The sequence below is a fragment of the Nitrospira calida genome, from assembly GCF_976986435.1.
This window is the reverse complement of the sequence record NZ_OZ335950.1, coordinates 3375924-3390971: the sequence shown is the minus strand read 5'-3', so window position 1 is coordinate 3390971 and position 15048 is coordinate 3375924. Positions and strand designations below refer to the sequence as shown.

Annotated in this window: 9 protein-coding genes; 5 read left to right on the top strand and 4 right to left on the bottom strand. The window is 61.6% G+C overall.

Going from position 1 to position 15048, the window contains the following annotated elements; translation table 11 throughout:
- Window positions 1-15: 15 nt before the first annotated feature.
- From pdo to ACWHTU_RS16470, 5 genes are all read left to right on the top strand, one after another.
- On the top strand, window positions 16-660 hold the full coding sequence (gene pdo / locus ACWHTU_RS16490; protein WP_447860494.1) for a protein disulfide oxidoreductase: 645 nt from the start codon (window positions 16-18) through the stop codon (window positions 658-660).
- 98 nt (window positions 661-758) lie between these two features.
- Window positions 759-2531 (top strand): adenosylcobalamin-dependent ribonucleoside-diphosphate reductase, encoded by a 1773-nt coding sequence (locus tag ACWHTU_RS16485; RefSeq protein WP_447860493.1) that lies wholly within the window; start codon window positions 759-761, stop codon window positions 2529-2531.
- Between the two features lie 546 nt (window positions 2532-3077).
- Window positions 3078-4787: an ABC transporter permease gene (locus ACWHTU_RS16480; RefSeq protein WP_447860492.1), complete on the top strand. Its 1710-nt coding sequence runs from the start codon at window positions 3078-3080 to the stop codon at window positions 4785-4787.
- 3 nt (window positions 4788-4790) lie between these two features.
- Window positions 4791-6083 (top strand): ABC transporter ATP-binding protein, encoded by a 1293-nt coding sequence (locus tag ACWHTU_RS16475; RefSeq protein WP_447860491.1) that lies wholly within the window; start codon window positions 4791-4793, stop codon window positions 6081-6083.
- 554 nt (window positions 6084-6637) lie between these two features.
- The gene (locus ACWHTU_RS16470) at window positions 6638-7114 is read left to right on the top strand and encodes a hemerythrin domain-containing protein (protein WP_447860490.1); all 477 of its coding nucleotides are present in this window, start codon (window positions 6638-6640) and stop codon (window positions 7112-7114) included.
- Window positions 7115-7158: 44 nt separating this feature from the next.
- On the opposite strand, the gene ACWHTU_RS16465 is transcribed toward ACWHTU_RS16470, so the two are convergent.
- From ACWHTU_RS16465 to ACWHTU_RS16450, 4 genes are all read right to left on the bottom strand, one after another.
- On the bottom strand, window positions 7159-7989 hold the full coding sequence (locus ACWHTU_RS16465; protein WP_447860489.1) for a hypothetical protein: 831 nt from the start codon (window positions 7987-7989) through the stop codon (window positions 7159-7161).
- Between the two features lie 157 nt (window positions 7990-8146).
- On the bottom strand, window positions 8147-9532 hold the full coding sequence (locus ACWHTU_RS16460; protein ID WP_447860488.1) for a 4Fe-4S dicluster domain-containing protein: 1386 nt from the start codon (window positions 9530-9532) through the stop codon (window positions 8147-8149).
- A gap of 4 nt (window positions 9533-9536) precedes the next feature.
- A complete protein-coding gene (locus ACWHTU_RS16455; RefSeq protein ID WP_447860487.1) occupies window positions 9537-12974 on the bottom strand; it encodes a molybdopterin-dependent oxidoreductase in 3438 nt (1145 codons plus the stop codon).
- 540 nt (window positions 12975-13514) lie between these two features.
- Window positions 13515-14972 carry a sigma-54-dependent transcriptional regulator gene (locus tag ACWHTU_RS16450; RefSeq protein ID WP_447860486.1) on the bottom strand — a complete coding sequence of 486 codons (1458 nt, stop codon included), beginning with the start codon at window positions 14970-14972 and terminating at the stop codon, window positions 13515-13517.
- Window positions 14973-15048 lie beyond the last annotated feature (76 nt).

Below are 15048 nucleotides of genomic sequence, written 5' to 3'. Positions count from 1 at the left end.
TGAGGAGGAAGAGCGATGGCGTTGTTAAAGGAAAAAGACCGGGACGCGCTCAAGAAGACGTTCGACGCGCTTCCTCACGTCGTCACGCTCCTGATGTTCACGCAAGAGATGGAATGCGAGACCTGCCGGCTCGCGCGCGAGCTGGTCGAGGAGCTGGGGAGCTTGTCCAGGAAGGTGCGCGCGGAGGTGCATGATTTCGTGCAGGAGGCCGACTTGGCTAAACGATACGGCGTGGACAAGATTCCAGCCATTCTCGTGACCGAAGGCGGGAACGCCCGCGTCCGGTTCTCTGGGGTGCCCGGTGGCTATGAATTCGGATCGCTGGTGGAAGCCATTCGGCAGATGGGACAGCGCGATCCTGGATTATCGGCCGAGGTGCGTGCGATGCTGGCCCAGGTCGATCGTCCGGTGCACCTGCAGGTCATGGTGACGCTGACCTGCCCCTACTGCTCGCGGGCGGTGGCGACCGCGCATCGCTTCGCCATGGCGTCTGAGCACATCACAGCGGACATGGTGGAGACGGCCGAGTTCCCGCACCTGGCGGTGAAATACGACGTCCAAGGCGTGCCAAAGACCATCATCAACGACACCCACAGCGTGCTTGGGGCGCAACCGGAGCTCCTCGTGGCCCGAGAAGTGCTGAAGGCGCTCGGGAAGTAGCCTCCTGGCCTACACAAGAGTGGCGGGGCATGTCCAGCCGGGTGTCGACGGCAGCCCGAAGGACGGGCAGATTGTTGAAGCGTTCAGAACCTAAATTGATGGTCCAGCTATCCGACAATGCGCTCCGAGTGCTGCAGGCGCGGTATCTCCGCCGCGACGCAACGGGGCAAGTCCTGGAAACGCCGGAGGACATGTTCGCCAGAGTGGCGGATGCCATTGCTCAGGCTGAGGTGGCGTTCGGTCATCCCGATCGAGTCTCGTATTGGCGCGATGAATTCTACCAATTGATGACTTCCCTGACCTTTCTACCGAACAGTCCCACGCTCATGAATGCGCCCGGCGGACAGCTCAGCGCCTGCTTCGTGCTGCCCGTGGAAGACTCTATCGAGGCCATCTTTCGGGCAATCACGGAGATGGCCTTGGTGCAACGCTCTGGCGGCGGGACCGGGTTCTCATTTTCCCGTCTGCGGCCCAAGGGCGACTTCGTGGCATCGACGGGCGGGGAGGCTTCAGGCCCGGTTTCCTTTATGAAGATTTTCGACTGCGCCACCGAGCATATCAGACGCGGCGGCCGGCGGCGCGGTGCCAATATGGGGATCTTGCGCGTGGATCATCCGGACATTCTCGAATTTATTGCCGCCAAGTTGGATGGAGTCAGCCTGCAAAATTTCAATCTGTCCGTCGGGGTGACGGATGCTTTCATGGAGGCGGTGTGCCAAGGAACCTCTTACGACCTCGTCCATCCGAAAACCGGTCGGACGGGCAAACAGCTCAGGGCCATGGAGGTGTTCGAGGCGATCACGGACGCTGCGTGGCGGACAGGCGATCCGGGTCTACTCTTTTTGGATGCGATCAACCGGGCCAATCCCACGCCGCATCTCGGCGCCATCGAGGCCACCAATCCCTGCGGCGAGGTCCCGCTGCTGCCCTATGAATCATGCAATCTCGGCTCGCTCAATGTCGCGCTCCTGATATCCGAGCGAAACGGACGTCCGGTTGTGGACTGGGAACGCTTGCGCACGAGCGTCCGGCTGGTGGTTCGCTTCCTGGATAACGTGATTGAAGTGAACCACTACCCGACGCCCGAGACCTCGCGCATGGCGCAGGGCAACCGCAAGATCGGCCTCGGCGTGATGGGGCTTGCGGACCTGCTCATCCGATTGGGGCTCTCCTATGATTCCGACCAGGCGATCGAGCTGGCCGAGCAGCTCATGCGCACGATCGCCGAGGAAGCTCGCGTCGCCTCGCAGGCATTGGCAGAGGAGCGGGGAGTGTTCCCGAATTGGAGCGGGAGCATCTACGAGCGGCAGGGACTACGGCTGCGCAACGCGACCTGCACGGCCATCGCTCCCACCGGCACCATCAGTATCATTGCTGGAACGAGCGCCAGCATCGAGCCACTGTTCGCACTGGCTTACCGGCGTCGGCATACCCTTGGCGGGGAAGGCTTGGTGGAAGTGAAGAAGAAGCTTCTCCTCGACTATTGCACCTGGCACGGTCTGAACACAGAGAAGGTGATTGCTGAGGTGCAAAAGCGTGGCCGTCTGGCCGGCGTGCCCGGTTTGCCTGATGAGGCGACCCGTCTGTTTGTGACCGCCTTGGACGTTCCCGTTGAGCGGCATCTGCAGATACAGGCGGCCTTCCAGTGCCACGTGGACAATTCCGTCTCGAAAACGATCAATCTTCCGCAGGAGGCGGTGCCGGCGGAAGTGGCGCGGGCCTACCGGCGTGCCTGGGAACTGGGGCTGAAAGGCGTGACGATTTATCGCTATGGCAGCAAGGACTCGCAGGTGTTTGAGCTCGGGATCGGAGAAGAAGCCTTTCAGTACGACCATGCCTCCACATGCGATCGACAGGAGTGTCGCCTGTGAGAGTGAGGATGAATATGAGGCGAGCTTTCAGGGATGTTTGCCGTGAACGCGGCGCAACCTCAGGGGGCCGCCGGGTCTTATGAACCTCACCATTGTGCGGTTGACAGCCTCTGCGAATGTCGGTATTGAACAACACGCGGACACATCGCGAGCGATGGCTTTGGAGGAACCGGTTGGACTCGCCGGTGACGGTTCGGAGGACCCGCACGTAGACAGTTCACTGCCCTTCTGCGCCTGCTGGGTTCGCAGAGTCGCCCGCATCGTGCTCGCGTAATTCACGCGCCTGATGGCTGTCTCCGTTCGGTCCGTACGCACGGGCAGAAAGGAGGACGGCCATGCATTCGCCGCAGATCCACTGATAAGCCGGGTGGGTGGTTTCTGCGCCTCCGCTGGAGCACTTCTCTTGTCCAGCTTACTTGCCGTGCTGATCGGCGGACAGCTTCCCGCCGCTATCTCCCCGCGGCCCCCCAAGTCAGCCGCGGGAAGCGGATTTTTGGCCATTGGAGGGTGGACGTTATTCGGGGCTCGACGGTGAGAAGGCTGCCTGTGAGATTGCTGGCTCCTCCGCTTCCACTTCGCTCCTTCACATGGGGCGACCTCGTGGTCGGCCTCCTCGTCGCGGTGATGGTCTATGTAGGCGTGCGCCTGGCGGTCCATGCGCCGCCGGAGCTGAAGGGGCCGGAGATTTCACTCTCTCTGACCGTCTTGCCCTGGTACGCCTTGCTATCCATCGGGCGTATGCTCGTCGCCTATACACTCTCGTTGCTTTTCACGCTTCCCTATGGTTATGCCGCCGCCCGGTACCGGCGTGCGGAGCCTGTTCTGCTTCCTTTGCTCGATGTGTTGCAAAGTGTGCCCATTCTCTCGTTTCTGCCGGTGGTCTTGCTCAGCTTCAGCGCGATTCTGCCGCAGGCGGTGGCGGTCGAACTGGCATCGATCATACTGATTTGTACGAGCCAGGTGTGGAACCTGACGTTCAGTTGGTACCAATCGCTTCGTACCATTCCGACGGATCTACAAGAGGCCGGTCGGATCTTCCGCTTGAATGCCTGGCTCCGCTTCCGGTATCTGGAGCTTCCCTTCGCCACCATCGGGTTGCTGTGGAACAGTATGATGAGTTGGGCTGGGGGGTGGTTTTTCTTGATGGCCGCCGAGATTTTTACGGTGGGAGACCGCGACTTCCGGCTTCCGGGACTCGGAGCCTATTTGAAGGAAGCAGCCGCTCAAGGGAACGTGATGGCCATGACGTGGGGCCTTGCCACGCTGATCCTAGTGATCGTCATGTTGGATCAACTGGCGTGGCGACCGCTGCTGGCGTGGGCTGAACGCTTCAAGTTAGAGATGGTCGAAAGTCGAGACGCGCATGCCTCGTGGTTCTACAACGCGCTCCGCAGCTCGAGGATTGCGGGGTGGCTGCGAACGAGCGTGATACGACCGACCCTCGAACGCCTGGACGCCTGGTTTACGCGGCGGTTCCCTCTGCCGGTGGCACAGAGGTCCGAAGAACGTCTGCTGATCTGGTCGTGGCGTGCTGTCGCTGCCGTCGGAGGCTGCGCTCTGCTCTACGGGGCATATCGGGCCGGGGCGTCGTTGACTACGGTCACGGCAGCCCAATGGCGGGATATTGGGGTCGGTCTCTTGGCGACGCTGGGACGCGTGGTTGCCGCCTTGATCATTGCGCTAGGATGGACCCTTCCGGTCGGCGTGACCATCGGAATGAATCCGCGGGTGGCCGGGTGGCTGCAACCGGTGGTCCAGGTCGCCGCATCCGTTCCCGCCACGGCCCTCTTCCCGATCGTCTTGCTCCTCCTGCTGGGCCTGCCCTGGGGGCTCAACATGGCGGCCATCCTCCTCATGCTGATGGGCACGCAATGGTATCTCTTGTTCAATACGATTGCGGGGGTTTCGGCTATCCCCCAGGATCTGAAGGATATGGCAGCCGTGCTGCGGTTGTCGCGCGCCGACCGTTGGCGGACGCTGCTCCTTCCGGCATTGGTGCCGTCATTAATCACCGGGGGCATTACCGCAAGCGGCGGAGCGTGGAATGCGAGCATCGTGGCGGAGTACGTCGAATTCGGGGGGCAGGTCGAGGCGACCATCGGCCTTGGAGCGCAGATCGCCCAAGCCACGGCGCGCGGGGACTATCCGTTGCTGCTTGCCGCGACGTTGACAATGATTTTCACCGTCGTCACGCTCAACCGCCTGCTATGGCGACGGCTGTATCGACTGGCTGAAGAACGGTTTCGCATGGAGTAGGCTGTGACCGGCAGTCCGTTGTTTGAACTCCAGCATGTTACGCATGTCTTCGGTGGGAGGGAGCGGTTCACCGCTCTGAAGGACGCGTGTCTGCGCCTGCACGAGGGAGAGTTCGTGGTGCTTGTGGGACCTTCTGGATGCGGAAAAAGCACCCTGTTGCGGATTCTGACCGGTCTTCTGCCGCCTACGGAGGGGCATGTGCTCTATCGGGGGCAGCCGATGCACGGCGTGAACCCCCATGTGACCTTGGTTTTTCAGACTTTCGCACTGTTTCCTTGGATGACGGTGCAGCAGAATGTGGAAATCGCGCTGAAAGCGAGAGGGGTGCCGCCGGTAGAGCGAACGGCCCGCGCCACGGAGTTGCTCGACCGCGTCGGGTTGGATGGGTTTGAGTCGGCCTATCCGCGGGAGTTGTCCGGTGGGATGCGACAGAAAGTAGGGTTTGCCCGGGCCATGGCGGTCGAACCAGAATTGCTCTGCCTGGATGAACCCTTCTCATCCCTCGATGTGCTCAGTGCGGAAGCCTTGCGGCGGGAACTGTTGGAACTTTGGACGAGCGGGAAGATCCCCACGAAAACCATCCTGATGGTCACGCACAATATCGAAGAAGCCGTGCTCCTCGCCGACCGGATCGTGATCATGGCCAAGGCGCCCGGGCGAGTGGTGACGGAGCTGCCTGTGGATTTGCCTTATCCTCGACGACACAAAACCACCGCGTTCCTCGCGCTCGTCGATGAAGTCTATGGGCTGCTGGCGACGCAAGCGCCGTCTGTGCGCGGATTACCGGCTGCGGCAGCCGGCGAGCCGGGCTATATTCGAGGTCTGCCGGCGATCACGATTCACGATTTGGCGGGCTTAGTTGAGCATCTGACCGAGATTCCCGGTCATCGCGCCGACCTCTTCCGGTTGGCCGAAGAACTCAAGATGGACACCAAGCATTTCTTGGAATTGACGGATGCGACCACCCTGCTGGGCTTTGCCGCGATTGCGGAGGGGGACATCACGCTGACTCCGCTGGGGGAGACCTTCGCGGAAGCGAGTATTCTGGCGAGGAAAGAGATCTTCGCCAGCCGCCTGCGACGTCTGCCGATGTTCCAATGGCTCGTCCATTTGCTCAAGGCGTCGGAGCGACAGGCATTGACCTGGGACATGGTCCACACGGCCCTGGAGCTCGAGTTCGCGCCGGAAGAAGCCGACCGTCAGCTTGCCACGCTGGTTACCTGGGGGCGCTATGCCGAATTGCTCACCTACGATGACCGGACAGGCGTCATCGCTTTGGAAGCCAAGGAGGTGTGACTGAGGAAAAGCCGAGTCCTCCTTGGCATGAGGATTGTTTGTGTTTGAATAGCAACCCAGCGACCAGTCGAGAGTTATAGGACTCATGTTAGGGCAATAGCCCATTCGCTCGGATATTTGTCAGCGTCCTCCCCAGTCTCCGTGCCGGAACAGAAGAAACGGCTCGGGCCGCTCGCTCGAAGCGTGGCGTTTTGCATCAATACCCCCTGGACCGTTGGGGTGTTTGTCCCCGATTCCTGCCGGTCCTTTTCCCTGTCGACCAACTCAACCCCCCGTTTTAATGGAACAATCATCGCTTTCCAGTAGTGTGGGGGGCAGGGCATGATCATTGCCCGATAGCAGAGCGAAAACTGTAAGGCAAGCCCGATCAGAAGGCGAAACTGCAGAGGAGCACGAGCCCCGAAACCGTGCGCTTACCAAAGAACTCGGCGGCGATGAATGAGGGCGGTGACCTCCGAGAGCGAGTCCATGCGGACACATCAGCCCTCTGTGCTTGCTCGGCCTGTCACAAGGAGTAGATCGCTCATCGTTGAAAGAAAAGAAAGGAGTGAGCCATGACCGAGAGCACGATACGGAGCTATTTCGAAGAGGATCATGACCGGCTCGACGAGCTGTTCAAATCGTTTCGGGAGCTGAAGCGAAGCGACTATCCGAAGGCCAAAGAGGCTTTCAAGCAATTCAAGTTCGGCCTGCAGCGGCACATCGTCAGGGAGGAAGACCTACTGTTTCCAATCTGGGAACAAAAAACCGGTCTCACCGAAGCTGGACCCACGCAGGTGATGCGTACGGAGCATCGGCAGATCGGAGTGCTACTGGAGGCTCTTCACGAGAAAGTGAAGGCACAAAATCCGGAGAGCGATCAAGAGGAAGAGCGACTGCTGGCGGTCCTCGCTTCACATAATCTGAAAGAGGAGCGAATTCTGTATCCCGCCATCGATAAGGTCTTAGAAGACAGCGAACGAACCGCCATCTTCAAGGCGATGGAAGAAATGCCGAGTGAGCGATACGAGATCTGCTGTGGGCATGGCTGATCCGCTGTCCGTTGTCTTCGGGGAACGCGCTGAAGACGCGACGTTCACGGTCCTTGATCACCGGTCCACGAGGGTGCTTCCTGATAGCGGGATTTCTTCGGATCTGGCGCCGGTGAATCCTCACAGTGATTCAACTGAGAGGCGACATTCGTTGGGATTCCGTCTCGCATCGAGGGAGAGGTCTCTCGAAGAAGAGGACGCACCGAGGCGGGAGCCCGTGACCCGAACAGTACGAGGGCGATCAAGGTCAGGCTTCCTCCGACCAGGAGGAGACTGCTCCGCCGGGTGGTGCGCGCTCCGTCCTCGTACAGGGCGCCGGCCACCTGCGCCACGCCGTCCAACACCTGATCCAAGGCTACGCTGACTTGGATCAACGTGGTGCCGGCCCGGGCCGCGGCGTGCTGCTCGGCCTGTTCCTGCCAGGCGGCGGCCTCTGCCAGGCGGGTCGCGGTCCACCGGCGCCGGATCAAGCGGACCGTCTCGTCGGCGTCGGCGAAGTAGGTCTCGACCTGGGTCCGCAAGGCCTGCAAGGCCGCGGTAGCGGCGGGGCCGCCGCGGGCGACCTGCCGGCTGGCGGCGGCATAGCGGTCGAGGGCGCGGAGAACCCGCGTCCGCTGCCCGGGCAACGCGGCGAGGATCCGTTCCGCCTCCTGGGCCGTCGGGGCTTCCAGGGCGCGCAAGATGGTGCTGCGGTAGCGGATGAGGTCGCCGGAGACATGGCCCAAGTCTGCCGCCGCGAGGGTATATTCCGTGTAAAGGACGCGCAGGTCCCGATCGACCTGGGTGAGGGTCTGGGCGGCAAGGAACCCGGCCAGCGCGATCAGGAGACTGACCGCCACCTGGCCGAGCGTAGGACGGGGAATAAGCCCGCGCATCGCGTCACTCCGTGCAAGCGAGAGTCAACCGAGGCAAAAGGAAGGGGACAAGGAGCCCCTCCTGTCTGCTCCTTGTCCCCTTGGGGACCGACGGGAGAAGGACCCCGCTGTGCCGGGGTCCTTCTCCAGGGGTGCTCCATCGGAACCGGCGTGGGGGTTACAGCCAGTTCACGCGCTCGGCCGGGCGGATGTAGATCGGCTCCTCCACCTGCTGCCGCACGACCTCCTTGCCCGACTTGTTGAAGCCCAGCACGGTGTCGTTGTACATCTCGAACCGCTTGCCGTGGATCTGGGTCTCAAACACCTTCGGGCCCGGAATGACGTCGTAGCGGAAGATGATCTGCTGGCTGGCCCGCCACAGTTGCAGCACCGCCAACAGTTCCCGGCTCGGCACCAGGTACTTCTCGATCGCGTTGTCCACCCCTGGCCCGAACATCTGCCGCGCGTAGCCCCGCGGGCTGTGCCGCGGCGGGATGTAGTAGCCGTTGGGCTCGGTGCCCCACTGCGGGTACAGGGGCAGGGCCACCTGCTCCACGCGGATGGCGAAATACAAGGGGTGCCAGCGGTCCTCCGCCCACAGGCCGTCCTCGCCGATGCGCACCAGGCTCTGCAGGCGGATCTTGCCCACGCAGGCCGCCATGCAGCGGGTCTCCATCGGCTCGCCACCCGTCAGCGGGTCCTTGCCCTCGATGCGCGGATAGCAGGCGATGCACTTCTCACTCACCCGCGTCGTGCCCCGGTACATCGGCTTCTTGTAGGGGCACTGCTCCACGCACTTCTTGTAGCCCCGGCAGCGGTTCTGGTCGATCAACACGATGCCGTCCTCCGGCCGCTTGTAGATGGCCTTGCGCGGGCAGGCCGCCAAACAGCCCGGATACGTGCAGTGGTTGCAGATCCGCTGCAGGTAGAAGAAGAACGTCTCATGCTCCGGCAGGCTGCTGCCGGTCATCTTCCACGGTTCGTCCCGCGAGAACCCCGTCTTGTCGATGCCTTCCACGATGGCCCGCATCGAGGTGGCCGTGTCCTCGTAGATGTTGACGAACCGCCACTCCTGGTCCGTCGGGATGTAGCCGATGGCCGCCTGGCCCACCTTGGCCCCGGCGTCGAAGATCGTCATCCCTTCGAACACCCCGTAGGGCGCATGGTGCTTGCGGCCCACCCGCACGTTCCACACCTGGCCCCCCGGGTTGACCTGCTCGATCAGTTGCGTGATCTTCACGTCGTAGAACTGGGGATACCCGCCGTAGGGCTTGGTCTCCACGTTGTTCCACCACATGTACTCCTGCCCCTTGCTGAACAGCCAGGTGCTCTTGTCCGCCATCGAGCAGGTCTGGCACGCCAGACAGCGATTGATGTTGAACACAAAGGCAAACTGCCACTTCGGATGCCGCTCCTCGTAGGGATAGAGCATCTTGCGGCCCAGTTGCCAGTTATAGACTTCCGGCATGGTGTCCTCCGTTTTCCGTGATCCGTCCTCCGCCACCCAGTCCCGGCTCCGGGGTCCCGTCCCCTTGCGGGCGACGGGGCCCGGAACTCGGGTCATGGGCCTACACCTTGATCTTAATGTGCTCGCCCTTGAGCCACTTGATCATGAACTCGTTCTCCTGGCCCGGGGTGAAGCCCGTGCGCACCGGCTCCCACGGCCCCCGCGCGCCGATGCCGCCGTCCTCCGCCTTGGTGATGCGGATGAGGCACTCCTTCGGCGTCGTGTTGATCGCGTGGTGGTCTACCTGGTAGCCCCACTTGAACTTCCAGGCGATGGCGTGCTTGCCCGGCAGGCTGTCCGTCTGGTGCATCGGCATCAGCCAGTTCCGGGTAAAGGACTGTTGGGCCCCATACCGGAAGTTCGACTGATAGCCGGTATCCACCGCGATCGCCCGGCCGTCCGGCCGCGTCTCGTGCCCCTTCACCGACTTCGCCGTCGCCACGTACGGCGCGTGCTTCGCCATCGTACAGTGATACGGGAAGGCCGGGTTGTACTTACAGCGGATCATCAAGCGGGCGACCTTGTAGTAGGGATCCGAGGGCTTCCAGCCGCGATAGGGCCGGTCCACCGGGTTGCCGTCCACGTACACGTAGTCGCCGTCGTTGATGCCGCGGTCCTTGGCCGCCTGCGGGTTGATGTGCAACTGGTGCTCGCCGACCCCCGGCGTCCGCTTGTCCATGCGGTAGGGATCGCCGAAGTTCGACTCGTACATCTGCACCCAGTCGTTGACCGACCACTGGCTGTGCACCCGATGCCGGGTCTTGGGGGTGACGCAGTAGAACTGATACCCCTTCTCCCACAACGGGTTGGCATGCCGCTTGATCTCCTGCCAGGGGAGCTTCAAGTTGCGCACCGTCTTGTCGTCATGGTGCTGGGCGGTGATCGGAATGCCGTAGTCGTCCGGCCGGACGTACGGGTTGGTGGTGAAGATCGCATTCGGGAGATAGGGCGTGGCCTCGGTGCCTTCGCGGTGCACGACGAAGTTTTCGCCGTACTCGATGGCCTCCGGCTCCACCCGGTAGTTCTCGAACCGGCCCGACCGCGTCCACATGGGCTTGGCCTCGTTGACCTCTTCCCAGAAAGGATGCCGCGGATAGGTGCGCGTCATCACCATCCAGCCCTTCTCCGACTTCAGCATTACGTCTGCGCTGTAGCCATAGGCCGTTGAGCTGGCATCCAGTAGCCGTTGCACGTATACGTCCACGCGGTTGGTATAGACAAAGTGGAAGTAGTCGCGCATGCGCTTGTCGCCCGTCATGTCGCTCAACTTGGCCGCGACGCCTGCGAAGGTGTCCAGGTCGTTCCTGGTGTCGTACAGCGGCCGGATGCCGCCTTTCCAGACCTGGAACCAGGGATTGCTCACCGTGGCCGTCATCTCCGGATAGGTGAACTCCATCCAGGAGTTGCAGGCGAAGGCCACGTCGGCATGGTTGACGTCGGAGGTCATCTCAATATCCTGGGTGACGATGCACTCGATATTGGGATCGACGTTCTTGACCATGTCGTAGTGGTGCTTGGCGTTGTTGAGCACGTTGACGTTGGTGACCCAGCGGAACTTGCTGGGGCTGGGCATGTGGGTCTTGCCGGTGAAGACCTTGCGGCCGTACTTCGGCGTGTTGACGATCAAGGCCGTGTCACCATGGTTCCAGTAGCCGACTTCCTCACCATAGTAGTACGACTTGGTCTTGATCTCCTTGCCGTGGGCGCCGGGATCCAACGTGATGTTGAAGGGATCCTCGCCCGTGTGGACGGCGATCCCGGCACCAGACCACGGGGTGGCGTTCCAGATCCCCGCCTTGTAGTTGCCAGCCCAGGTATGCTGGCCTGTGCCGAACTTGCCCATGTTGCCGGTGATGATCAGCACCATGGCTGCCGCGCGGGAGGCGGCCGTCATGTGGAAGTAATGGTTCGTGCCTTCTCCGTTGTGAATCGCATGTGGCTTGATCGTGCCGGCATCGCGCGCCCATCGGACGATGAGGTCCTTGGGCGCCCGGTTGATCTGGTGTACCGTATCCAGGTCATAGTCCTGGAAATGGATCAGGTACATCTGCCAGATCGGCAGCACGTCCACTTCCCGGCCGTTGAGCAATTTCACCCGGTAGGTGCCGGTCAAGGCCGGCTCGATGCCGGTCTGCCGGAAGTGATACCCGACCAACTCGCGGTGAATTGGTACCGCCTGGTTCTTGTTCAGATCCCAGACCATGAAGCCGCCGAGCCGCTCAATCTGCTCCGGCTTCAGCGACTGTACCCGGCCCGAATAGCTCTTGGAGAAGTCCGGGAACTTGTAGTCTGCAATCACGTCGCGCGGATCGAGGTATTGCAACGTGTCGCTGCGGACCAGGAGCGGCGAGTCCGTGTATTCTTTCAGGAAGTCAACGTCGTGCATGTTCTCGTCCGTGATGATCTTCATCGCGCCCAAGAACAGCGCGCCGTCCGAGTTATTGCGGACCGGAATCCAGTAATCCGCCCGGTAGGCGGTCGGGTTATATTCCGGTGTGATCACGACGATCCGGCAGCCGCGCTCGATGGATTCCAGCTTCCAGTGGGCTTCCGGCATCTTGTTCTCGACGAAGTTCTTGCCCCAGCTCGTATTCATCTTGCTGAAGCGCATGTCCGAGAGGTCAATGTCGGAGGCCTGGGCACCGCACCACCACGGATCCGAGGGGTTCTGGTCGCCGTGCCAGGTGTAGTTCGACCAGTAGCGGCCGCCCTGCGCCTGCTCCGGGCCGACCTTGCGGATCCAAGCATCCAGCAGCGCATTCACGCCGCCATTCATCCGGGTGTTGCCCATCTTGCCGATGATGCCGAGCACTGGCATGCCCGCCCGATGCTTGAAGCAGCGGGTGCCCGCGCCCTTCATCATCTCGATCATCTCCGGCGGATAGCCCTGCTCGCGCAGCCGCCGCGCTCCCGCCTCGCCGCTGTAGCGCTGGGCGATGATGATCATGGCTTTGGCCACATAGGTGAAGGCCGTGTCCCAGGACACCCGCAGCATGTCGTCCAGGTAGCGGGCGTCGAACTTGTACTTGCTCTTCACCTGTGGCGTGAGTTCCGGCGCCCCGGCGTCCATCCATTCCTTCCACCCCTTGCGCATCAGGGGCCCTTTCAGCCGATAGGGGCCGTACACCCGCCGGTGGAAGGTATAGCCCTTCAAGCACATCCGAGGGTTATGGGCGAAGGTGCCGCGGTTGCCGTAGAGGTCCTCGTAGGTCTGGTGGTCGTAGTTCTGCTCTACCCGCATGACGACGCCGTTGCGGACGAAGGCGCGCACACGGCAGCCGTGGGTGTCGTTGGGGGAGCAGCACCAGGTGAACGAGGAGTCATAGCGGTACTGGTCGTGGTAGACCCGCTCCCAGGACCGATCGGGATAGTCGCCCAGGGGGTTGCCGACCTCGATGACCGGCTGCAGGGCCGTCAAGGCCAAGGCCTTGTCAGCCAGGGCCACCGCGGCGACCGTCCCCGCTGAGACTTTTAAGAACTGTCTACGTGACAAATACATCGTTAGTACCTCCCTTGCTGCGATGACTCTAAGAACTTCACTGTCTTCGCTTTGTCACAGTCCGTTGACCGTGCAGGTGGTATCCGCGATCACCTCCTTCCTCCGGCGCACCGGTCCAGTTCTCACAACTCTTCTCGGCAGGCTGGTTTCTGAGCAAGGAAGTTGCCAGGGCGGCTTCACCGAAGTTCAAAACACAGAAAACGTCTGAACTTGTTGAAAAAATAGAGATTGTGAAAGAGGACAAAGAGAAAGAAAGGGAAGGGAAAATAGGAGAACGGGTTAGGAATTCATATTTTTATATGTAACTGTTACTAAGAGATAAACAAAATGTGGAAAAGCAATGAGTTGGAAGTACATATCGAAATATGTGCAAGTGCTTTGCAGAATAAAAAACGGTGGTCGCGTTGCGGAGAAGAAGAATACCGGAGAGCTCTGTCACCTTTAAGAAATGTCCGACTATCCTGCAACCTTTATGGTCCGATCAGAGCGGGGTCTGCATTACCAAAACCTCACACAAGGGTTCGCCACGGTCAGCAAAGGTCAAGAGCCGTCGCCGTCGGCTCCCCCGAGGTGTCGTTTCATGAGAAGGGAAAAATGTTGTTGCGAGATGCCGCTGCTCTCCGCCGCCTTGGTAATCACGCCCCCGTTGGTGGCCAGTTTGGATCGGAGAAACGCTCGGATGAAGGCGGTGAGCGCCTTGCGCTTGGCCTCCATGTAAGTCAGATCGGCATACGGATCGTCCAAGAAAACCCTCGCCTGACCGGTAGGGAGCAGGGTTTTCACGTCGGCGCGCGTAATCTTGTCGGACGTTGCGAGCATGACCACCCGCTCGACGACGTTGCGCAGTTCGCGGACGTTGCCCGGCCAGGGATAGGCTGTCAATGCGTCGATGGCGGCAGCGTCGAAGTAGCACCGCGGCTTCCCCATCTCGCGCCCGAGCCGATCCAACAGGTGGCGCGCGATCACCGGGATGTCCTCGGTCCGCTCCCGCAGGGGTGGCACCGGAATATGCACGACGGCCAGACGGAAGTAGAGGTCTTTGCGGAACGCGCCCTGTTTGACCTTCTCCGCCAGGTCCTGGTTCGTAGCGGCGATGATGCGCAGGTCCACCCGCTTGGCCCGCGTGCCGCCAACGGGCCGCACTTCATTCTCCTCGATCACGCGCAGCAGCTTCGCTTGCAGGCCCAGCGGCAGCTCGCCGATTTCGTCGAGGAACACGGTGCCGCCATGGGCCAGTTCGATGAGCCCCGGCTTGTCGGTACTGGCGCCGGTGAAGGCGCCGCGCACGTGGCCGAACAGTTCGCTTTCGATGGTGCCCTCCGGGATGGTCGCGCAGTCGATGACCTGGAAGGGCTTGGCGCGTTCGCGGCTGTGTTCATGGATGGCTCGGGCGATAAGCCCTTTGCCGGTGCCGGTCTCGCCGGTGATGAGCACGGTGGAGCGGACCTGGGCGGCTTCGCGGACCTGGCGCAGGACGCGCTGGAAGGCCGCGCTGACGCCCACCAGGCTGCCGGTCTCCAGGTCGTGGCGTACCATCCGTTCGAAGGCCGAGGTGCGCCGCAGGATCTCGGAATAGCGGATGGCGCGATGCAGCCGCATCCCCAGGTCGGTGGGATTGAGGGGTTTGAGGACATAGTCGAAGGCGCCGCGCCGCATGGCCTCGACCGCCAGGTCCACCGTGTTCATCCAGGTCACGACGAGGACCGGGAGGTGGCGGTCGAGCTCCAGGAGGTGGCTGACCAGATCGAGGCCGTCCATGGCGGGCAGGATCAAGTCGGTGAGGACCAGATCCACCGTCCGCTCATTGAGCAATTGGAGGGCGCCTTCCGCGGTCGCGCGGACTTCGACGTCGAGGTGATCGTCCAGGGTTTTGAGGTTGGCCTGCTCGAGCGCGTGCAGGAGCATCTCCGCATCGGCGGAATTGTCTTCGACCACTAAGACGGTAAAAGGCGCCTTGGGCTTCTTGACGAGTAGTTGAGGATCTACCAGGGAGTGCATCTCAGCAGGTCCTTTCTGGCGACTGTTCTATGTCCATAGAACCTAACAGCGGGCAGCGAACAATTCTCCCTCCAGG